Annotated in this window: 20 protein-coding genes; 4 read left to right on the forward strand and 16 right to left on the reverse strand. The window is 33.1% G+C overall.

Translation table 11 applies throughout. The features are described 5' to 3' along the window. Positions 1–40 precede the first annotated feature (40 nt). The 7 genes from mraY to mraZ form a co-directional block, all read right to left on the reverse strand. Complete coding sequence (gene mraY, locus P8V03_RS00485; protein WP_261670779.1) at positions 41–994, reverse strand: phospho-N-acetylmuramoyl-pentapeptide-transferase; 954 nt, start codon at positions 992–994, stop codon at positions 41–43. A gap of 42 nt (positions 995–1036) precedes the next feature. Further along, entirely contained in the window at positions 1037–2431 is a 1395-nt protein-coding gene (locus P8V03_RS00490) for a UDP-N-acetylmuramoyl-tripeptide--D-alanyl-D-alanine ligase (RefSeq protein ID WP_318796325.1), read from the reverse strand. A 6-nt stretch (positions 2432–2437) separates the two neighbouring features. After that, positions 2438–3895 carry a UDP-N-acetylmuramoyl-L-alanyl-D-glutamate--2,6-diaminopimelate ligase gene (locus P8V03_RS00495; protein WP_261670781.1) on the reverse strand — a complete coding sequence of 486 codons (1458 nt, stop codon included), beginning with the start codon at positions 3893–3895 and terminating at the stop codon, positions 2438–2440. A gap of 128 nt (positions 3896–4023) precedes the next feature. Further along, a complete protein-coding gene (locus tag P8V03_RS00500; protein ID WP_428978958.1) occupies positions 4024–6168 on the reverse strand; it encodes a stage V sporulation protein D in 2145 nt (714 codons plus the stop codon). Between the two features lie 230 nt (positions 6169–6398). Next, positions 6399–6887, reverse strand: a complete 489-nt coding sequence (locus P8V03_RS00505; protein ID WP_318796327.1) for an FtsB family cell division protein — start codon at positions 6885–6887, stop codon at positions 6399–6401. Between the two features lie 27 nt (positions 6888–6914). Next, positions 6915–7844, reverse strand: coding sequence for a 16S rRNA (cytosine(1402)-N(4))-methyltransferase RsmH (gene rsmH / locus P8V03_RS00510; RefSeq protein ID WP_318796328.1), 930 nt, complete (start codon positions 7842–7844; stop codon positions 6915–6917). Positions 7845–7928: 84 nt separating this feature from the next. After that, complete coding sequence (gene mraZ / locus P8V03_RS00515; RefSeq protein WP_318796329.1) at positions 7929–8357, reverse strand: division/cell wall cluster transcriptional repressor MraZ; 429 nt, start codon at positions 8355–8357, stop codon at positions 7929–7931. Between the two features lie 440 nt (positions 8358–8797). On the opposite strand from mraZ, the gene P8V03_RS00520 reads away from it, so the two are divergent. After that, positions 8798–9223: a YgaP family membrane protein gene (locus tag P8V03_RS00520; protein WP_318796330.1), complete on the forward strand. Its 426-nt coding sequence runs from the start codon at positions 8798–8800 to the stop codon at positions 9221–9223. Between the two features lie 96 nt (positions 9224–9319). After that, a complete protein-coding gene (gene ychF / locus P8V03_RS00525) occupies positions 9320–10417 on the forward strand; it encodes a redox-regulated ATPase YchF (protein ID WP_261670787.1) in 1098 nt (365 codons plus the stop codon). 59 nt (positions 10418–10476) lie between these two features. On the opposite strand, the gene P8V03_RS00530 is transcribed toward ychF, so the two are convergent. Continuing rightward, a complete protein-coding gene (locus P8V03_RS00530; protein ID WP_318796331.1) occupies positions 10477–12819 on the reverse strand; it encodes an AAA family ATPase in 2343 nt (780 codons plus the stop codon). A 549-nt stretch (positions 12820–13368) separates the two neighbouring features. Here P8V03_RS00530 and P8V03_RS00535 point away from each other — a divergent pair. Continuing rightward, positions 13369–13773 (forward strand): hypothetical protein, encoded by a 405-nt coding sequence (locus P8V03_RS00535; protein ID WP_261670789.1) that lies wholly within the window; start codon positions 13369–13371, stop codon positions 13771–13773. A gap of 42 nt (positions 13774–13815) precedes the next feature. Here P8V03_RS00535 and P8V03_RS00540 read toward each other — a convergent pair whose 3' ends face one another. Further along, on the reverse strand, positions 13816–16362 hold the full coding sequence (locus tag P8V03_RS00540) for a calcium-translocating P-type ATPase, PMCA-type (protein ID WP_428978955.1): 2547 nt from the start codon (positions 16360–16362) through the stop codon (positions 13816–13818). A gap of 395 nt (positions 16363–16757) precedes the next feature. On the opposite strand from P8V03_RS00540, the gene P8V03_RS00545 reads away from it, so the two are divergent. Continuing rightward, a complete protein-coding gene (locus P8V03_RS00545; RefSeq protein WP_318796332.1) occupies positions 16758–18398 on the forward strand; it encodes a putative manganese-dependent inorganic diphosphatase in 1641 nt (546 codons plus the stop codon). 37 nt (positions 18399–18435) lie between these two features. Here P8V03_RS00545 and P8V03_RS00550 read toward each other — a convergent pair whose 3' ends face one another. The 7 genes from P8V03_RS00550 to P8V03_RS00580 form a co-directional block, all read right to left on the reverse strand. Next, complete coding sequence (locus P8V03_RS00550) at positions 18436–19185, reverse strand: hypothetical protein (protein WP_318796333.1); 750 nt, start codon at positions 19183–19185, stop codon at positions 18436–18438. A gap of 201 nt (positions 19186–19386) precedes the next feature. Further along, on the reverse strand, positions 19387–20190 hold the full coding sequence (locus tag P8V03_RS00555) for a flagellar basal-body rod protein FlgG (protein ID WP_318796334.1): 804 nt from the start codon (positions 20188–20190) through the stop codon (positions 19387–19389). An 87-nt stretch (positions 20191–20277) separates the two neighbouring features. Next, positions 20278–21057: a flagellar hook-basal body complex protein gene (locus P8V03_RS00560; RefSeq protein WP_318796335.1), complete on the reverse strand. Its 780-nt coding sequence runs from the start codon at positions 21055–21057 to the stop codon at positions 20278–20280. Then, a complete protein-coding gene (locus P8V03_RS00565; RefSeq protein ID WP_318796336.1) occupies positions 21054–21215 on the reverse strand; it encodes a hypothetical protein in 162 nt (53 codons plus the stop codon). Before P8V03_RS00565 ends, P8V03_RS00560 begins: the two co-directional genes overlap by 4 nt. A gap of 38 nt (positions 21216–21253) precedes the next feature. Then, entirely contained in the window at positions 21254–21862 is a 609-nt protein-coding gene (locus tag P8V03_RS00570; RefSeq protein ID WP_318796337.1) for a DUF6115 domain-containing protein, read from the reverse strand. 44 nt (positions 21863–21906) lie between these two features. Next, the gene (locus tag P8V03_RS00575) at positions 21907–22638 is read right to left on the reverse strand and encodes a FliA/WhiG family RNA polymerase sigma factor (protein WP_318796338.1); all 732 of its coding nucleotides are present in this window, start codon (positions 22636–22638) and stop codon (positions 21907–21909) included. A 3-nt stretch (positions 22639–22641) separates the two neighbouring features. After that, the gene (locus P8V03_RS00580) at positions 22642–23316 is read right to left on the reverse strand and encodes a flagellar brake protein (protein WP_318796339.1); all 675 of its coding nucleotides are present in this window, start codon (positions 23314–23316) and stop codon (positions 22642–22644) included. Positions 23317–23322: the final 6 nt, after the last annotated feature.

A 23322-nucleotide genomic window follows, 5' to 3' on the forward strand; every position in this document is an offset into this window, starting at 1 on the left:
ACCTGATTACTCCTATCAAACTAACAACTCCAACTAAATACTACAGTGATAAAAAGGCAACTAAACATAATACTACTGTAACAATACAAAATATAGATACAACCTTTGTTTCATGCCAGCCTGATAGCTCAAAATGATGATGTAACGGACTCATCTTAAATATCCTCTTTCCTGTAGTTTTAAAGGATATTACTTGAAGTATTACAGATAATGTTTCCGCTACATAAATTCCACCTACTATTATAACCAATAATGGTAATTTTAGTATCATAGCTACAGCTGCAACTGCTCCACCTAAGGCCAATGAACCTGTGTCTCCCATAAATATTCTTGCTGGAAAAGCATTATATCTTAAGAATCCTAAAAGAGCTCCTGCTACAACTCCACAAAAGATTGATAGAGTATAATGTCCTGTAGCTAAACTCACCAGTGCAAAGAAAGTCATAACTAATAAGGTAACGGAAGTCGCTAGTCCATCAAGGCCATCTGTTAAGTTAACTGCATTAGTTGTAGCTGCAAAATAAATTATAATAAAAGGAATATAAAAGCTGCCTAGATTCCATGTCTTATGTCCAAAAGGTAATATAATAGATGTACCTATATTAGGATTGTATGCTGCATAATAAGCAAAACTTCCTGATACAACTAGCAATAATATCATCTTCTGATATGCTCTAAGACCTAGATTCTTCTTACGTATAATTTTCAATCCATCATCTAATGCTCCAATTATCCCAAAAGCTATAAAGGCATACAGTGCAACCATAGCTTCGTCCCCAGGCTTCCTTATTAAAAGGGCCATTGTTATAAAAGAAGAAACTATAAATATTATTCCTCCCATTGTAGGGGTACCGGCCTTCTTTTGGTGACTTTTGGGTCCTTCTTCCCTTATACTTTGACCAAATTTCAACTTATGTAGTATAGGAATTATTATAGGTCCCGCTAATATTGATATAAAAAATGCAACTAGTACTGAGTAAATTAATCTATCCATTTGCTATTGTCGCTCTAAAATTTAGAGCGTCTTCACCTCCTTCTATGAGTTACTCTTCTTTAGTTTTTCTACAATTGTTTCAAATTTTGCAGCTCTTGAAGCCTTTACTAATACTGTATCTCCTGTTTTTAAATACTGATCTATAAGATACTCCACCACTTTATCATAATCCTGAAAAGCAATATGTCTTCTAGTGTCATTATCTATTGCCTTAACTCCTTCTTCATAAGCATCGCTGAACTCTCCAAGGGTTATTAGCAAGTCAACTCCATTTTTTGCTGCATATTCCCCTATTATCCTATGACTGTCATAGGCTCTTTCCCCTAGTTCTCCCATAGTGCCTAGTATTGCTATCCTTCTATTAGAATTAAAATTCTTAAGTACATCTATAGCCACTTTCATAGCCTCAGAATTAGCATTGTAGCAGTCATTTATTATATTAAATTTAGTCCCCTTAGTTATCTCCATTCTATTTGCAGTAGTTTGAAGGTTTTTTAACCCTTGTCTTATTTCATCGTAATTCATTTTAAACAGCCTGCCACAAGCTACTGCCAACAATGTATTGGATATAGTATGCCTTCCTGGAACATCTACATGGAGCTTTTCTTCGCTGCTTTCGGAAGATTCTTTCACAGCAAATTCCACATAGTCTTCCCCAAGTATTACATTCTCTGCTTTAAAATCAGCGTTAGTATCTATACCAGTGTTAACTATTCTAAATTTGTCTTCTTTAACCTTTGCTAGTAAATCATTGTCTCTATTTATGATTAAAGTATTATTCTTATCGAAAAAATCAGTTATTTCAAGCTTAGCCTTTAGTATGTTCTCTCTGCTTCCAAGCATTCCTATGTGAGCCGTTCCTACATTAGTAATCAAGGCTATGTCCGGTCTTGCAGCCTTTGCCATAGAACTTATTTCTCCTAGGCTATTCATTCCCATCTCTAGAACTGCAATATCATAGCTATTATCTAATTTGAATATCATTAGCGGAAGTCCTATTTGGTTATTAAAATTACCTTCTGTTTTAAAAACCTTATACTTAGAGCTTAATGTTGCTGCCACTAGGTCCTTAGTGGAGGTTTTTCCTGCAGAACCAGTGATTCCAACTACCTTTAAAGTTAATTTACTTCTATAGAATTCAGCCAAATCTAAAAGGGCCTTTCCCGTATCCTTAACCTTAATAACTGTTGTATAATTTTGTATATCTTCCTTTTTATACTTAATCTCATCAATTATGCAGATGACTGCTCCCTTTTCACTAGCTTCTTTTATATATTCGTTAGCATTAAAATTGCCTCCCTTTAATGCAATGAATATATTTCCTTTTTCTATTTTTCTTGTATCGGTATTTATGGAGTTAAATCCACTATAGTTTCCTTGTAAAACAATTTCCCCCTGTACTGCAGTAACTATTTCTTCAAAAGTCATCTGTTCCACCCTTAATCAACTCCTTTCTTTTAACGCTTCCACAATTTCTCCAATAATTTCTCTCTCATCAAAATGTATTGTCTTATCTTTTAATATCTGATAGTCCTCATGTCCTTTTCCAGCTACTACTATAACATCGTCTTTTTCAGCCATTTCCATAGCCTTCTTAATAGCTTCTCTTCTATTTTCTACAATAATATAGTTATCCTTCTTTATCCCCTCAGTTATTTCCTTTATTATAGCCATAGGCTCCTCTGTTCTAGGGTTATCTGATGTAATAACTGCTAAATCACTTAACTCTGAACCTATTCTTCCCATAATAGGTCTCTTCTTGTTATCCCTATCTCCTCCACAGCCAAATACGCTGATAAGTCTACCTTTGGTGAACTCTCTAGCAGTTTTCAATATATTCTCTAAACCGTCTGGTGTATGTGCATAATCAACTATAACTTCGTAACCTAAATTATAATCCTTAGTTACTATTTCGCATCTTCCTGGAACAGCAATCATAGCCTCCAAGCCTTTTTTTACAAGGCTTAGTGATATTCCTTCCTTTAAACAAGCTCCTGCACTTCCAAGAGCGTTCATCACATTATATTTACCTGGTATATTTAAATTTATATGCTCTTTTTCACTACCATATGTTATATTAAAATCTACACCTCTAGAATGCATATGTATCTCACTTGCTTTGACATCAGAATTTTTATCTATAGCATAAGTAATTTTATTTTCTGTTGTATCATTATAAACTCTTTCTCCGTACTCATCATCTAAATTTATAACTGAGTTAACTGCATTTTTAAATAATATAAGCTTTGCATTGTAGTAATTTTCAAAAGTCTTATGAAAATCTAAATGATCCTGGGTAAGGTTTGTAAATATTGCCTGGGAAAACTTCACGCCATAGACTCTATCTAAATATAAAGAATGAGAAGATACTTCCATAACACAATACTGAACTCCATCATCTACCATATCCTTAAAAAGCTTTTGAAGCTCCAAGGATTCTGGAGTAGTTCTCTCTGTATGAAGTTTTTTGCTTCCAATATAATTAGCGATAGTTCCTACAATACCTACTTTATATCCTGCTGCTTCTAATATAGATTTCATCATAAAAGTAGAAGTAGTTTTTCCATTGGTGCCAGTAACGCCTATTATCTTTAATTTATCTGCAGGATGGTCATAAAAATTGGCCCCTGCTAAAGCTAATGCCTTTCTGCTATCTTTAACTCTTATAACTGTACAATCTGGAATGTCTTCCACATCTTTTCCTATGATTATTGCAGCAGCTCCACTTTTATAAGCATTATCTATATACTTATGCCCATCTGTAGCATATCCCTCAATGCAGACAAATAAATCTCCATCTTTAACTGCCCTTGAATCATACTGAATTTTTCCAATTTCTAAATCCTCAGAACCTCTAACTACCTTATAATCTATACCTTGTAAAATCTCTTTTAGTTTCATAATAACAACCCCTTATAATTACATTCTCTTTCAATTCTTTACATAAAGTATCCAACTTAAACATAGCATTAGCATGCAGTCATGTAGATAATTCTCTTCTATACACGTACTGCATGCTTAATATTAATTTAATCTCCCAACGGCTCTGTATGAAGATTTACAAGAGTTCCCTTTTGTACTTCCTGTCCCGGTTCAATGCTTTGTTCGGACACCATACCAACTTCATTAAAGTCTGCCCTTAGTCCAACACTATTAAATACAGCCACAGCTTTTTCGGTGCTTAATCCCTTAACATCTGGAACTGACACTACTTTATTATAGTTTGGCGTTGCTCCAGTGTAAAGTATAACTTTTGTTCCTTCTTTAACTGTATAGCCTGGCTTTGGATTCATATCTACAATATACTCTCCATTTGAGTCTGGCTCACCATCTAGATGAAGATCCTGTAGAGCTTTTTCTGCCTCAGCCTTTTTCATACCCCTTACATCTGGTACAACTATATCCTTTAACATACTCTTAGCTATGTCTTCACTGCTTGCATCACTCTTCATAGCTAGGTAATTGAATATATCATTGAATATCTGCTGAGCTACCGGTGCTGCTATTTGTCCCGCATAGTAGTTAGATGGATCTGGCTCATCTATAGATACAAATACTGTTACTCTTGGATCATTTGCTGGTGCCATTCCCGCAAAAGAGGCTATATACTTACCTGGTTGATACCCTCCTGGTCCAGCTTTTTGAGCTGTTCCTGTTTTTCCAGCTATATGGTATCCTTCTATAAAGGCTTTCTTTCCACCACCCTCAGAAATAACTTTTTCAAGATATCCTCTAAGCTCAGCCATCTTATTAGCATCTAAAATTTGCTTGCTGTTATTTCCTGAGACTTCAAATTTTTTATCTGTTATTTCCACATTTTTCTCTTCATCGTAATGGGCTATCTCTTTCATCACATGTGGTTTCACTAACATTCCACCATTAGCTATTGCATTAAAAGCTGTAAGATATTGAATTGAAGACACTGTATTAGTTTGACCAAAGGATATAGTAGCTAAATCTATTTCACTAATATTTTCTGGCTTTTTAATAATTCCATTAGCCTCTCCTGGTAAATCTATTCCTGTTTTTTGTCCTAGACCAAACTTTTGCTCATATTTATAAAGGTTTTCTTTACCTACCTTTTTTCCCACCGCTGCAAATCCAGGATTACAAGAATTTTTAAGTATTTCTACAAAAGTCTGTTCCCCATGTCCTGAAGTTTTCCAACAATGTATCACTTTTTTACCTACTGTAAAACTTCCTGTACAGGTATACTTGTCACTTGTACTTACTGCATTTTCTTCAAGAGCTGCTGAAGCTGTTATTACCTTGAATATGGATCCTGGTTCAAAGGTATCGCTAACTGCTCTATTTCTCCACATTTTTTGCAGTTCATCAAAGGACTTATCCTTAACCCATGGATCATTTGGGTTATAGTCAGGTTTGTTTGCCATTGCAAGAATTTCCCCAGTCTTGGGGTCCATAACTATAATGCTAACAGCATTTGCTTTATTATCCTTCATGGCTTGATCTGCTGCTTTCTCTGCAAAATGCTGTATCATCTCATCTATTGTCAGTATAACATCCTTTCCATCTACCGGCTTTGAATATTCCGATATAGTATAAGGAAGCTCCTTACTTTTTCTATCCGTTTCTGCAATTCTAACTCCTGGAGTACCAGACAATTCCTTATTATAATATAATTCAACCCCAGTAAGTCCATTTCCATCTGAATTAGTATGTCCAAGTACATGAGCTAAAAAGTTATTGTTAGGGTAATATCTTTTAGTATCCGCCGATACTAAAACCCCTCTTAAATTTAAGTTTCTAACATTATCTGCCTCTGCTTTTTCAATTCTTCTCTTTAAAGTAGCAGATGCTAAAGGTAGTCCCCCTGGTAATTTCTTTCCTAGTATCTTAGAAACCTCTGTCTTTTCCATTCCCAAAGCCTCAGATAGTTTTCCTGCTACCTGATCTTCAGTTAAACTCTTCTCCTTCATTGTATCCCTTAAGGTGTTCATGTCTAAATCTACTCTGTATACATTGGCACTTACTGCCAACTCATGACCGTTTCTATCAAGAACTCTTCCTCTTTTTGCAGCAATCTTAACTTCGCTTGTCCACTGATCAACTGCTAAAGATTTGAGCTTGTTTGATTGATACACCATTATGTACATCATTCTGACAACTAATAATGTAAACAACAGGAAAAGAAAACTAAAAATAACTACCATTCTTTTTCTAATGATAACTTTATCTCTATATTCTTTTTTTGCCAACCTATTTACCTCCGTTAAACATTGCTATAGATAATTTAATAAAAGCTAGTTCATTATATATCTTATCTTTGTATGTGTATAATTGGCAACAAAGATTAGTTTCTCTTTTTAAAAACTTCTTTGTTGCCAATGTAGGCTATAATAATTTATGGATTATAGGATTAATATTAGCTTTTAGTATTATTTTAAAACAATACTCTCTTAATCCTGCTCCAAATACTTTTCTCCTCTTCAACCTGCTTTTTCTTCTCTGATGATTGTATGGTCTCTTTGCTTATATTAGTATATACAGCCATGCTTTTATCTGGTTTTACCATATGAAGCTTGCTTACTGCTGTTTCCTCTATCTGCTGTATATTGTTGAATTTAACTAACTCTACTCTTAAGTTCTCATTTTCCTTATTAATAGTATTTATATTTGATTTTATAGAATTTAATTCCATTTGCATGTCATAAATAATGCAGTATCTTCCTACAAGTGTTAGTCCTATTATGAATATTAAAGCGATATTTCTTATAATTTTCATCTTATTTTTTACTCGTCTATTTACTTGTTTGTGCCTTCTTTTCCTATTTGCTTTTTCTTTATCAACCTCATTGCCCCTAGTTGGACTATATTTAGGCTTAAGAACCGTATTCCCCTGTATAATGCTATCTTCATTTACCACTATCACTTTATTCACCCCACACAAATTTTAGAACTAAATTCTCTCAGCTACCCTAAGCTTTGCACTTTTACTTCTAGAGTTTACCTCCATCTCTTCTTTACTTGGTTCGATAGGTTTTCTACTGATAACTTTTAATATAGATTGTTTACCGCATGCACAAATAGGAAAATCCGGTGGACAAGTACATGGGTTCTCTAATTGTCTAAATTTGCTTTTAATCTTTCTATCTTCTAATGAATGGAAAGTTATTATTGCTATTCTTCCACCATTTTGTAAACGATTGATACTATCTTCCACAGCTTTATCTAATATTTCAAGTTCTTTATTAACTTCTATTCTTATAGCTTGAAAAGTTCTTTTGGCAGGATGGCCATCCTTTTGAAATTTTGCTGGGATGGCAGCTCTTATTATATCCACTAACTTAGATGTAGTTTTTATGCTTTCCTTTTCTCTTCTATCTACTATAAACTTAGCTATTCTCTTAGCAAAATTATCTTCTCCATATTCCTTGATTATTCTAAAGAGTTGCTCCTCGCTATAACTATTTACTATATCATAAGCAGTGAGGTCATCTTCTCTATTCATTCTCATATCAAGCGGTGCGTCCTTCATGTAGCTAAAACCTCTTTCGGCAGTATCCAGTTGGTAGGAGGATACTCCTAAGTCCATAAGTATTCCATCCACTTTTTCAATATCCAATTCTGTTAAAATAGAATCTATATTATAAAAGTTATTATGAACATAGGTAACATTGTTAAATTCCTTTAATCTTTCCTTTGCAGCACCTAGTGCAGACGTATCTTGGTCTATTCCAATTAATCTTCCTTTTTCCGATAGCCTCTTAGCTATTTCATAGGAATGACCTCCTCCACCAAGAGTACAATCTACGTATATTCCATCTTCTTTTATATTTAAAGCTTCTATACATTCATTTAATAGAACTGATACATGTTTAAACTCCATCTTTTGCTTCCTCCAAACCTTTTTCCATTATTAATTAAATTTTTAACGTAATATCCATCTGTGTTTAAGTTCTTCATTTTCTTACTATATTCCTAATTCACTCATTTGCTCTGCTATATCGTCATAGTCTATATTGGAATTATTATATTCTTCCCAACTTTCCTTACTCCATATCTCTACCCTATTAGATACACCTATACTTACTATTTCCTTTTTTATCTTTCCATATTCTAAAAGACTCTGGGGAATCAAAGCTCTGCTCTGTTTGTCCAATTCCATTTCATTTGCACCGGAAAAAAAGAATCTAGCAAAGGCTCTGGCATTTTTATTAGTTAGTGGAAGTCTCTTTAGCTTTTCCTCTAATATCGACCACTCGCTTAAGGGGTAGGCATACAAACAACCGTCCAGTCCTTTAGTAAGGATGAATTTACTGCCTAGTTCTTCTCTAAATTTAGAAGGAACTATCATTCTATTTTTGCTATCCAAGGCATGTTCATATTCCCCTATAAACATATTTACACCCCAATTTTGTTATTTCACTCCACTTTACCCCACTTTTTCCCACTGACCTTACATATTCTATATTAACATAAAAATTCCTCTTTTAAAAAACCTTTTTAATATTTTTTTAAAGTATATTAAAAAAGTTTTTTCTACTTATATCGACTTTATATTTTTTAACTTTACTGACATGCTCTTTAAAGAGTATCGCATAATGTAAAACTCACTCTAAAATTTTAGCTAGTACTTTAAATAAACTAATAATTATGATAGGAAATTCTGAGGAGATAATATACCTCGTTCAAGGTTTTATAGGTGTAAATTTTATTTTTAAAGGGAATACTTAACTCATATAATTCCATGACTAGGAAATGATACTTGTGCGAATCTTAAATCAATGTGAATTTGAACAATTAATAGTAGCTTTCACAATAGGAGGGGATTAGTCTAATATGCTTAATAACTTACTACCACCAACAACACATAAAGTAAAAATGCATACGAGCAAAAGGGTTAATAATATAATTAAAGAAAAAACCTTAAATAATATGAATTTATACGGTGGAAAAAATCCAGAAGGTGTGTCTGCTAGGATTAACAGTCTTAATAAAGAATGGGACACAGAAAGAGTATTAGAAGCTAATGCAGGAGCTCTAATGCTTGTAGGTTCCGCTTTAGCTTTAATCACTGAAAAAAAACGCTGGTCTGTACTTACTGCTGCTGTAGGAGGTTTCTTACTTCAACATGCATTACAGGGTTGGTGTCCTCCCCTTCCAATTATAAGAAGATTAGGAGTTAGAACTTCTAGTGAAATTCATGGTGAAAAATACTATCTTAAATATGTAAGAGGTGATTTTGATAAGTGGAGACATAAGTAGTTGTCAACTGTCAATTATCTTGAAATGCCTTTCTTTGTAGAGTATAATTTAATAGATTTAAATAGTTAATACAAAGATGAGAAAGGATGTACATAAATGAAACTTGGAATTGTCGGTTTACCTAATGTTGGTAAAAGCACTTTATTTAATGCTATAACTCAGGCAGGAGCAGAATCTGCTAATTATCCCTTCTGTACAATTGAACCAAACGTAGGTGTAGTTAGTGTTCCAGATAAAAGATTAGATGTGCTTGCAGAAATGTATGGCTCTAAAAAGAAAATACACACAGCTATAGAATTTTATGATATAGCTGGATTAGTTAGAGGTGCAAGTAAGGGAGAAGGTCTTGGAAACAAATTCTTATCACATATAAGAGAGGTTGAGTCTATAGTTCATGTAGTAAGATGCTTTGATGACCCTAACATAGTTCACGTAGACGCATCTATTGACCCAATTCGTGATATAGAAACTATAGGACTTGAGCTTATCTTCTCCGACATAGAGGTTATGGATAGAAGAATAGAAAAAGTAGTTAAGCTTGCTAGAAGTGGAAATAAAGAAGCAAAGGCTGAATATGATTTAATGATAAGAATTAAGGAGCATCTTGAGGCAGGAAAACCGGTTAGAACTTTAGATTTAACTGAAGATGAATCAGAAGTGGTAAACGGCTTCTTCTTACTTACAACAAAACCGGTATTATATGCAGCAAATATTTCTGAAGATGATTTAGTATCTGGCAGATTAGAAAATGACTATGTAAAGAGAGTTAAAGAATTTGCCGCTGGTGAAAATTCAGGGGTTGTAGTTATTTCTGCTAAAATCGAAGAAGAGCTGTCTACTTTAGATGAAGAAGAAAAGAAAGAAATGCTTGAAGAATACGGCTTAGAAGAATCCGGTCTTGATAAACTAATACATGCTAGCTATAAACTTCTTGGCCTTATGAGCTTTTTAACTGTAGGTCCTCAAGAAGCAAGAGCTTGGACTATAAAAATAGGCACAAAGGCTCCTCAAGCTGCAGGTAAAATCCACTCTGATATTGAAAAAGGCTTTATTAGAGCTGAAGTAATTTCCTATGATAAACTAGTGGAATCCGGCTCAGAAGCTGCCGCTAAAGAAAAAGGATATTTTAGACTTGAAGGTAAAGAATATGTTATGCAAGACGGAGATGTTGTACATTTTAGATTCAATGTTTAAATAGCAGGCTTTATAAATGGACAGTGTAAGTAGAGATTTCTTCACTGTCCACTAATAACTTACTCTTCCTTCTTCTTTCTTCTAGTAGTAGAGCTTTTTCTGGTACTTTTCTTACCAGAATACTTTTTACTTTCTTTCTCTAATTCCTCCATAACTTCTTTATAACCTATATTTTTATCTCCTATTAGCACTTCCACTGCATCTTTGATATGAGACATGGAGTATATATGAAAGTTTCCTTTCTTAATTTCTTCTTCAACTTCCCTATTCAGAACTAGGCTGTTTACATTTGATTCTGGTATTAGTACTCCTTTTCCCTTTATTGTATCTACTAACTTGCATATCTTGAAGAAGCCTTCTATTTTTTCATTTACACCGCCAATTGGCTGCACTTCCCCAAATTGGTTTATAGAACCTGTGACTGCTACATTTTGTTTTACTGGTATTTTGCTAAAGGCAGATATCATAGATATTATTTCAGCCACAGAAGCACTATCTCCATCTATCTTTCCGTATAGCTGCTCAAAGCTTAGATGAAAATCCACAGGAAGCTTTTCATATCCACCCATTAATGTATTCATAAATCCCTTTAAGGTATTTATAGCTTTATTATGAATTTTTCCACTTAAATCACTCTCTTTTTGTACATCTACTATATTTCCCGCTCCTTTATAACAGGAACAGGTTATTCTTATTGGTTTGCCAAAACTAAAATATCCTGTATCTATAACAGATAGTCCATTTACTTCACCTATTAACTTTCCTTTTACATTGATAAATATTTTATTATCCTTATAACTTTCATCTATTTCCCTCTCAATTAGCTCTTCTTCATAAACTGTATCAATTATATCATAGTCCTCTATAAATGCTCTTTGCTCCCTTTCCACCTTGTTATTTGCAAGCATTAGTACCCTTCCTAATTCATATTCATCAATATATAATTTATTTTTATTTTCCGCTTTTCTTGATGAAAATTTTGCTAACTCCTTCACCGCTTCATCTGTAAGCCCATGAAGGTTATTGCTTTGGCATATATCTGATAGTTTCTCAAAAAAAGCTTGCTTTGTATCATTATTAATATCCAAGGTAGAATTGTGCTCTGCTCGTATCTTAAATATTTTTTTAAAATCTTCATCATAGGAATAAAGTAAATCATAAGTGTTATAGTCTCCTATAAGTATTATTTTCACATTAAAGTTTACAGGTTCTGGTTTTAATCCATTAAGAGATAAAAGTTCTAAATATCCCCTGTTATAATCTAAATCTACCTTTCCACTTATTAATGACTTTTTAAAATAGTAGTAAGCTGAGGAATTAGTTAAAAGACTACTTAATCTTAATATTAGACAGCCACCATTAGCTTTTAAAAATGAGCCTGCCTTAATTAAACTTACATCTGTAATATAAGTTCCATTTTTATTTTCATATTCTATACTTCCAAGTAGGTTGTTAATGTTAGGATCTTCTTCAAAAATTACCGGCGGAGTATCATTTTCACTATTATCTACTAAAACATTAACCACATATCTGTAGATTATCCCGTTTATCTCCTCTTCATCATCTTCATAGCTTATGGAATATATCTCTACTATCTCTTTTTCTATATCGTCACAGATATCATTTAAAAGTTCTACAATATGTTGATTTTCTGAAAACTCCTCTAAAAACTCTTTTCTTTGTTCTTTTGCCTTTGTTTTATAATACTCTTCCATTATCTTTTTTATTTTTTCAACTTCCAGTAATTCAATATCTCTTAACTCATCTAATACTTCCTGAGCATTACTTTTCAAGCTGTTTACCTTAGTTAGTATGTCTTCCTTTTCTTCAGATTTTAAGGTGTCATAATCTTCTTCACCCATTAACTCCCCTTCTTCCTTAAGGGGAATAAATGTAAATCCGTTTTGAGTAGCTTTCATAGTAAAACCATCATCTTCTGCCATTTTAACAAGCTTACTTATCAAGTTTCCTCTTGTTTTTTGAAGATTGTCAACTATAGTTTCCTTTTCCTTGTTCGAAGAGCTATTATAAAAGTCGTAGGTTGTTTCCAAATAAAATTTCTGTATATTCTCAACAGTTTCCTTTAATTTCATGCCTTTTCCACCGGGTAAAAATATGGCTTCTGGAACCTTTTCATCATTATGAACAACATAGCATATATCCTGAGGTTTATCCTTTGTTTTAAGATTTTTCTTTACAAATTCTATTATTTTTTCTAATTTGTCCTTTGAAAAATCATCTATAAGATAAATATTATATCCTTCCTTATCTATTTCCAAAGCAGTTTTTATTTTTTCATATACTTGATCATACTCAGGCATACTATTAAAATCCCCTCTTAAGCCTATAGTATCAACCTTAAAGTCGTAGATGACCTCCTGAGGTATTAATTCTCTGTTCATATCTCATCCCCCTTTTTACCGCTTACTATAATAATATTCTTTAAAATAATATTTAGGTACAAAAAATATAAAAAAATAGAGTTTAACTTTAAATTTCTTTTTAAACTTAAAGTTAAACCCTATTATCCCACTGTTCTCCCATAATTACTTTCCTCTATCCTAAACTAATATGGTTATTATCTTTTTATTAATATTACATAAAGTTCTAGGATAGACATCTATATACTATATAAACATTCAACATTATTTTAAAAATTCCTTTTTCAATTTACATGGTAAATAAAATATTTATATTCTATACATCTATCAATAAGTTAATGGTAAAACTATAACAAAAGTAATCCATTATATTTTAAAAAGGGCAATACTGTGTTATAATATACATAAAATTCTACTGGGACTTTCAAAGTATAGCAAATAAGGTATAATTTAATCATGGAAAATGCCTTTAGCTTAAATGGTTATCAAGTTCTCGGTAACAAAGACAAAGGCGTAATTATTGGAGGCGCTTAGCTATCAGATAAATTTTAACGTAAAGGAGTCAAAAACATGAGTTTAAAAGAAAAAATTGCTCAATATTACACAAAATCTTATTTAAAAAAGTATGGTGATAGACTTACTCAAGTGCAAGGTACTGTTGTGTCTGTTAAAGTTACTGAAAAAACAATATTATGGGTATTCAATAAGCTTACTGTCACACTTCTAGTAAGACCTGAAAGAAGTAAGAACATAACCAAATGTATATATATGAGAAATAGATGGTTTAAAAAACCTGAATTCATACCAGTAAATCAAGGAAATCTTGTATTAGTTCAGGGTCTAAAAGGCAAAAAAGGCAAACAAAATAGTGAGCAGATAGAAATGATTAATATTAGAAATATGACAACTAAGAAAGACTTGGTTCCTATGGAAGGAAAAATGCAAAAGGTTCAGAGAGTACAGAGAATAAAATAAAAAAGATTAGAATTGCTAAGCAATTCTAATCTTTTTTATTCTTTATTTAAAGTATAAATACAAACTATTAACCAGTGCTATTATTCCAGAGAAGAATAGTACTATTCCCCACTGTCCAATATGAAGTGCTGATGTGTGGAATACCGCTTGCATAAATGGAATATAAAGCACGCAAAGTATCATGGTTATAGATATAGCTACCGCTCCTACCAGGTATGGGTTAGTAAATAATTTTATTTCAAATATAGAATGTCGCTCTGACCTGCACTCGAAAACATGTATAAGCTGAGACATTACTAGAGTGGTAAGTGCAAGAGTTCTACAGGTTCTTAAGTCATATCCATAGTATTTTCCAGCCAAGAATGCAAGGACGGTACAAACACCAATGAGGGAACCTCTTACTATTATTTTTTCACTTAATCCTCTAGCAAATATACTCTCATTTTTAGGCCTAGGTTTTCCACTCATTATATCTCCATCCGGTGGGTCTACCCCTAATGCCATAGCTGGAAGTCCATCAGTGGCAAGGTTTACCAATAAAATTTGTATTGGCAAAAGCGGTGTATCTAAATAAAAGAGTGATGCTAAGAACATAGTTAACACTTCGCCTAGGTTACAGGAAAGAAGATATCTTATGAATTTCCTTATGTTATCGTAGATTACTCTTCCCTCTTCCACTGCTGATACTATTGTAGCAAAGTTGTCATCCAGTAGTATCATTGAGGAGGCTTCCTTAGTTACGTCTGTACCAGATATACCCATTGAAATCCCTATGTCAGCTTCCTTAACTGCTGGTGCATCATTTACACCATCCCCAGTCATTGCAACTATTTTATTTTTAGACTTAAAGGCCTTTACAATTCTTAATTTGTGATTCGGGCTTACTCTAGCAAAAATAGATATGTTGTCAACCTTCGCTGCTAATTGTTTGTCACTTAGATTGTCTAACTCCTCCCCCGTAATAACCTGTGATTGGTCTTTACATATATCCAGCTGTTTACCTATGGCAAAAGCTGTATTCCTGTGGTCTCCTGTTATCATTACAGCCCTAATACCTGCCATTTTACACTTTAAAACAGCTTCCTTTGCCTCTCTTCTTGGCGGATCAATAATTCCTGCAATACCTACAAAAACTAAATTTTCCTCTAAACCTTTACCTTTTGTGATACCTTCATCCTTGTAGGCTCCTGCTATACATCTTAAAGCGTCGAAAGACATACTTTCCACTGCCTTTAGTACTCTTTGTCTTTGGTCTGATGTAAATAGCTTTACCTCTCCCCTATCCAATATATATTTACATCTATTTATTATTCTTTCTGGTGCTCCTTTTACGTAGCAAGTTTCCCTATTTCCTTCTTTCATTATTACAGACATCATTTTCCTATCAGAGTCAAAGGGAATATCATATACTCTCTTAGCTCTATCTAAGAAGACCTTCAAATCTTTGGTAGCTGCAAAAAAACCTTTAATTAGAGCAGTTTCTGTAGGATCACCAAATAAGCTTTTCGTAATGCTGCTTTCTTTAAAATCAAAGTTACAGTCATTACAGTATGTAAAAGCTTTTTTTAACAATAAATTTTCTGGAACTGACTCTTTGTCCACTCTATAAACCTTCCCATCAAAATAAAGAGCTTTTACCGTCATTTTATTTTCTGTTAAAGTACCAGTTTTATCACTACATATTATAGATGTACAGCCTAAGGTTTCTACTGCTGGTAGTTTTCTAACTAAAGCATTTCTTTTTAACATCCTAGAAACACCAAGTGCTAAGGCTACAGTAACTATAGCTGCAAGTCCTTCTGGAATAGCAGCAACTGCCAAGCTAACACCTAGAAGGAACATTTCATACATATCCTGCCCTCTCCATATGCCAGTTAGTGTCACAATAGCACATATAACTAAACAAAGCACTACAAGTATTTTTCCTAAAGAATCGAGTCTCTTTTTAAGAGGGGATTTTTCTCCTTCAATACTATTTAGCATTCCAGCTATTTTACCCATTTCTGTTTTCATGCCTGTTTGTATGATTCTAGCTTTGCCTTTTCCAGTAAGAACTATAGTCCCCATGTATATTGAACTATTATTACCTCTTGAACTTTTTTCAACCCCTATTGATTCACCGGTTAAAAGAGATTCATCTGTCATAAAGTTACTGTCTTCTACCATCATACAGTCTGCCGGTATTCTGTCACCACTTTCTAGTACAACTAAGTCCCCTACAACTAAATCCTCTGCATTTATTACTTTTATATTTCCATCCCTTATTACCTTAGCTGTAGGTGCAGCTAATTCTTTCAAGGCCTCTAAAGACTTTTCTGTTTTATACTCTTGTATGAAGCCTAATACTGCATTCATTATAATGATTATTAATATGGTGACAGCATCAGCCTTCTCTCCCATTATTCCAGATATAACAGTAGCTACAATAAGTACCCAGACTATAAAATCATTAAATTGAGAAAAAAATATCTTAGCAGGAGATATTTTTTTCTTTTTTTCTAATCTGTTTGGTCCATACTTTTTAAGCCTTCTTGCGGCTTCAGCTTGTGTTAGCCCGCTTTGTAAGTCCCTTTCATTTATCAATTTCATCCCTCCAAGCAATGTATTTTTTAGCTCTGTTTAATTAGGTTAACACTTCCTTCATTTACTCACAGAACTATAGTGTTAAAGCTTTCCTCCTTATCCTTCATTAATTAAATATATGAGGCTCTATGTTAAAATATTATGCTTTATAATTAGGAAATTGCACTTTCCTAAAAGCAAAAACTAAGAGATATTGTTAATTCATATATATAAGAAATTTAAAAATAGCAACTGTAAATTCAAATTTTTTGTTAAAATATGTTTGATAAAATTTTGTGATTGTATATAATATATATGTACTTTATTTATGATAATGATTATTGTCTGTTGCTAATATTATTATAAATATGCAAAGAGGTTTTTTATGATGAATTACATATATGATTAGGAGGAACTGATAAATGAACGATGTAGTATACATAACAGGACATAGAAATCCAGATACAGATTCTATTTGTTCTGCTGTATCTTATGCTGAATTTAAAAACAAGATGGGAGTAAATGCTATTCCTATAAGATTAGGAGAGGTTAGCAGAGAAACTCAATTTGTACTTGATTATTTTGGAGTTAAAGCACCTAAACTAGTTGAAACAGTTAAGACACAAATAGCTGACCTAGATATTGATGGTGTTACACCTATTGCACCTGAAACTTCATTAAAAACAGCTTGGTCAATGATAAGAAAAAACAATGTTAAAACTGTTCCTGTGGTAGATGATGAAGATAAACTTGTTGGTCTTGCTTCTCAATCAAACTTAACTTCATCTTACATGGATATATGGGATACCAATGTAATCGAAAAAAGCGGTACAAAACTTGAAAACATAGTAGATACGCTTTCTGCTAAGTGTCTATATGCTTCAGAGAAAAATCCTAAATTTACGGGAAAAGTAGTAGTTGCCGCAATGGATGCAGAAAGTGCTGGAGAATTTATAGATAAAGGTGATATGGTAATCTGTGGGAATAGAGAAGATGCTCAAAATGTTGCTCTTAAATGTGGTGCTTCTTTAATAGTAGTAACAGGTAACCATCTGGTAAATGATGAGATACTTCAAAAGGCTAAAGATTGCCACTGCTCAGTGATAATTACACCTTACGATACTTTTACTTCTGCAAGATTAATTCCTCAAAGTATACCTGTAGGCCACGTAATGACTAAGGATAATCTTGTATCTTTTAAAACTGATGATTTAATCGATGATGTAAGAGAAGTTATGCTTCAAACTAGATACAGAAGTTATCCAGTAGTAAATTCTGAAAATAAAATAGTAGGAAGCATTTCAAGATATCATTTAATATCTGAAAGCAAAAAGAAGGTTATTCTTGTAGATCACAATGAAAAGGCTCAATCTGTTCACGGCCTTGAGGACGCTGAAATACTAGAAATAATAGATCACCATAAAATAGGTGGAGTTCAAACCGGTTCCCCTATATACTTTAGAAACGAACCAGTAGGATGTACTGCAACAATAGTTGCTTCTAGATTCTTTGAAAATGGCATAAGACCATCTAAAAAAATTGCTGGACTTTTATGCGCTGCTATTATTTCAGATACATTACTGTTTAAATCACCTACTGCAACTAACACAGATAAGCTTATTCTAGAAAGACTTGCTAGTATAGCTGATATAAATCCTGAAAAGTTTGCTACTGAAATGTTTATAGCTGGTTCATCTCTAGAAGGAAAAACACCAGCACAAATACTTAACCAAGACTTCAAGCCATTTACTATGGGTGACGTTAAGGTTGGTGTAGGACAAATTTCAACTATGGATACAGAGGGTTTTGAGAAAGTAAGAAAAGATGTTATTGAGTTAATGGAGAAAACAGCCTCAAGTGATGGATATGGATTAGTTCTATTACTTGTAACAGACATATTAAAGGGCGGTTCAGAATTAATAGCTGTTGGAGACCATAAGGATGCAGTTTCAAGAGCCTTTAACGTCACTCTTGAAGGCACTAGTGCTTATGCACCAGGAGTTCTTTCAAGAAAGAAACAAGTTATACCACCATTAACTGCAGCAATGACTGCACAAAAATAAAAACTCAGGTGCCTCTAATGGGCACCTTTCTTTCTATTTAATCTTCTATTTCACTAACATCTATTTCTTGCATCTTTATGTCTCCCATTCCTAGCTTAGGTAAGTCTTCTAGCATATTTGTTTCCTCTATTCCCTCTAACTCTTCATATAATGGATTTGACTTTTCCATTTGAACATCTGAATATATAGGTTGCTGCTGCATTCCTACTGGTGGACATGGCATCTCCATAGATGTATGTTCTGTTTCCATCATTGGCTGCTGCATTTCCATAGGTGAATATTCTGTTCCCATCATCGGCTGCTGCATTCCCATAGGCGGATATTCTGTTCCCATCATTGGTTGCTGCATTCCCATAGGCGAATATTCTGTTTCCATCGTTGGCTGCTGCATACCCATAGGTGAATATTCTGTTCCCATCATCGGCTGCTGCATTCCCATAGGTGGATATTGGGCTCCCATGGTTGGATATGGCATTCCCATCATTGGGCAATGCATCTCCATTGGTGAATAGGACATTGCTAGCATTGGACACTGAACCTCCATAGATGGACAAAACATTGCCATCATTGGGCACTGCATTTCCATTGGCGAGTAGGACATTCCCATTGCCGGACACTGTCCTCCCCATTCTAATGATGGATATGGCATTCTCATCATTGACGGATCAATTCCCGTATCATCCATATACTGCATACCACAATTACAATTATAACCCATATGTTCATTCATCATTGGACAGCCATCCATAGCTATACTGTAATCACTTGCATAATATTTATTTCTCATTAAATAATCCTCCTAAAACTTAACATCATTATATTATATGTCTCAGGTTGTCATATATTTACAAAAATAAAAAACAGTATAGCAATAATAGAATTATTTAAAAAACCTATACTTTATTTAAAGTATAGGCTTCACTATATTTTCAATTCTATTTAGTTTTTAAGTGACTTTAAATATAAAATATTATAAACAGTTTTTTTGCTATCTTCCCTTCATGCTGTTAATAAGTCCCCACATTTCATCTGCAGTCTTAAGTCCTCTTGAACCAAGCTCAAAGGATCTTTGGGCTACTATCATATCCGTTAACTCTTTGGCAACATCTACATTGGACTCCTCTAAAAATCCCTGCATTATATCTGTGTCTAGAGCTTCGTTCATCTGAACTCCTGGGTTAGGTACATACAAATTTTCTCCAATGGAGCTTAAAGAGTTTTGTCCTATTGGAGCATAAATATTTATTTTCCCATAAGGGATACTTCTATCTTGTCCATTATCTTGTATATTTACAAAAACCTCTCCATCCTTGTTAACTATAAGGTTATTTTCTGAGAAGTTAGTTCCAGAGTTAAACAACTCTGCTCCCTCCTCCGTAAACTCTATATCTAACCTATTCCCACTTTTATCTACAATGTCACCATTTGAATCTATGTTAAAGCTTCCTGATCTTTCATAAGCTTTTCTGCCATCTGGCAATGTAACTCTAAAAAATCCTTCTCCATCAATAGCAAAATCTGTTTTAGCACCAGTTTCCTTTAGAACTCCTTGACTATTATCTCTAATCCACTCAGTTGCTCTTACTCCACTGCCGTTTAATGGTTCATTAGGGTCGTTCCCATTATTAGGATACCCCTTTCTATTTAAAGTTTCATAAACTAAATCCTGAAAACTTACATCTTCTCTCTTATATCCTACTGTGTTCACATTTGCAATGTTATTAGAAATACTATCCAGCTTTTCCTGTTGTGCATTCATAGCACTCCTACTGTTCCATAAAGCTCTTATCATATTATTCACCTCTTTTTAATCATAGGCACAGAACTTGCAGTTAATAAGATTGTATAATAATCACTTATGAACTAACTATTCTTTGCTCTATCTTACACTTCCTACCTCGTTTACTAACTTTGATAAAGTCTCATCTAATGATTGAATAATTTTTTGATTGGTTTCAAAGGACCTCATAGTAGTTATCATGTTAGTCATTTCGTTTATTACACTAACATTAGATCTTTCTAAAGAGTTTTGCTTAACTAATGCATTATTTTCTGTTGGATTGTTTCCTTGATAAAGATTGTCCCCAACCTTTGTTAACTGACCATAATTTGCAAAATCTACAGTATACAATTTATATAGTCTAGTTCCATTGATGCTCATATTACCATTGACATCTGTTACCAATTTTCCATTACCTACATTAATTGGTCCAAGCTCTCCTGTTTGTAAATTTCTAGCCATCACAGTATCCCCTGAATCATTTACAAGGATACCCTGAGAATTTAAATGAAAGTGGCCATCCCTTGTATAATATTGACCATTACCAGCTCCATCATTCCTCTGTACCACAAAAAAACCAGATCCTTCTATTGCAAAATCTGTAGGTTTATCAGTTGTTTGAAGCATTCCTTGAGTAAAATTTGTGTTAACAGAGTCTATCTTACTTCCTTGGCTTAAGGAACCTATGACATTTTTTACATTTTTGTCCCCAACCTTTTTGTCATAATTTTCTATTAACACATCATTAAATCTTCTTATTGATAGATCATCACTCTTAAAGCCTACAGTATTTGCATTTGCTAAATTATTGGTTATTACATTCTGTTTTGCTTCTTGAGTTATCATTCCTGATATGGAAGTATAAAGACTTCTTATCATTTGCTCACACCCTTATCATTTATTACTTTAACCTCTTCTGGATATACCATGCCCATACCCCTGGCTTTATCCTCAATTTGACTTTTGCTCATCTGATAATTAATTTTTACACCGGTCATAATAAGGGTAGACAATACCATTCCTATCCCTATTCCCACTAATATTTTCCTATCACTTAAAAAATCAAATAAGGTTTTTATTTTATATACAACTCTTTTATTAATAGTACTTCCCCCTTACCTATACCGATCTTTTCAGCGATTTCTTCGACATTATAACCGACCTCTAGCAATTCTCTAATTTCATTAACCCTAACTGTATTATGTTCTTCACTATTATTTTCGTCTATTATATCTGATTTATTTAGCTCATTATGTAAATTTTTATCTTCTGATTTTTCATCATATTGCGAGGAACTTTCTTCGGTTCTATTATTAACCTTAATAGTATACAAATTATCTGTTTCCTCTGTTTGTGTTATATTGGCATTCTTATGTATAAGCTCTATCAGTTCTTGGTTACCCCAAGTATCATTTTTACTACTTTTTTCTATTCCTATACTTACTTTTTCGCTATTATCAATAATATTTTCATTTTTATCTTTTAAATTCTCAATCTCCTTCTGAAGCTCTAGTACTGTTTCAGAAAACTCTCTTCTAATTTTACCTATCTCAACTTCATATTCTTTTATGTCATCTTCTTCATTATTTAGCACAGCTTTAAAGGATTTCTTATCTTTTCTAATTGCATTAATATTTAACACTATTAATAATGTTCCGATAATAATAAGGACAATTACTGTCATACTATTTCTCCTCTTTTAATTATTATACTGAGAGCAGTAGGTACTTACTGCTCTATATACTTCAGCTTTATCATAGCCTTTCTCAAATTCACAATAGCTCTACTGTGAAGCTGACATATTCTAGATTCAGATACAGTTAATACCTTTCCTATTTCCTTTAAAGTTAAACCCTCATAGTAGTATAAAGATAGAACAGTTTTATCCTTTTCATTTAGCAAGTCTAAAGCCTTAGCTAAATACTCTAGTTCCTCCTTTTCCTCTAAGGTTTTTTCAGGGCTTGGACTTTTGTCATCCTCTATAGTTCCTATTAAAGGAATATCATCATCATCGGAGAATATTAAATCCTCTAAAGAAACTATAGATATATAATTTATATAGTTTTCTATCTCCATTATTTCCTTCAAAGATATCTGAAGTAACTGTGATATTTCTTTGTCCTCAGGTTCTCTTCCAAGTTTCTTTTGCAGCTTATCTACTGCATCATTATATCTATTAAGCTTATCCATAGCACCTTTGGAAATAGGACTATTTTTTCTTAGTTCATCAATCATGGAACCTTTTATTCTTATGGAGGCATAAGTTGAAAACTTCATTCCTCTAGTATCATCAAACTTATTAATAGCATCCATAAGTCCAACCATTCCATAGCTTACTAAGTCCTCATATTCAATATATTTTGTTTTGCCTATTATAACTCTAGAGGCTATATACTTCACTAATGGTATATATTTTTTTACCAACTCCTCTTTTATATTAAGCCCATCTGCTAATGCCATAAGCTAGTCCCCCTTTGCACCCTTTCTCATTTGTTTTCTCATAATTTCAAATACTAATTTCACTATAGTCTCTCTTGTTTTTCTATCTAAATCTAGGAATGTTAAACCACAAATGATTTTAGGATTCTTTCTATCATTTTCAACTCTTATGATTTTAGCTTCTAAAGTTAAGTTTTCGTTGTCTATAGGAATTGTTAACATTAGAATATTTCCTTTTTGTATTTTGTGCTCTAGTTTTCTATCAACTACGATTCTTAATCCTCCGCCACTTATATCTAATGTATATGCATCAAAAAAATCTATTTGGTTATCGCTAATAGTATTTATACTCTTTTCAGTACGTATTAGTGCACAATAAACATTTAACATAAAAGGTACTCTTGCAAAATTTCTTCTTTGTATAATTGTTACAGTATCTGGTTTTTTAAGCATTATCAGTAATATTCTATCTATCTTTCTTCCTATTACTACTGTGTTAAATTTGTAGATATCTTTCCCATAATAATATAAGACTGTAACCTTTTCCCCTTTAGCCAGAGGCAGATACTTTCCGTCATGTACTGGTATACTTATTGCAATATATTCATCGGTTACATCTTGAATGTTACTCTTATAGGCTTCATCATTATAGTCTATTTCTATTTTATTATTAACTAAAAACTGTATTTTAACATCCATATGCCA

This window comes from Clostridium tanneri, from assembly GCF_033659955.1.
GTDB classification, from domain to species: Bacteria; Bacillota; Clostridia; order Clostridiales; family Clostridiaceae; genus Clostridium_AM; species Clostridium_AM tanneri.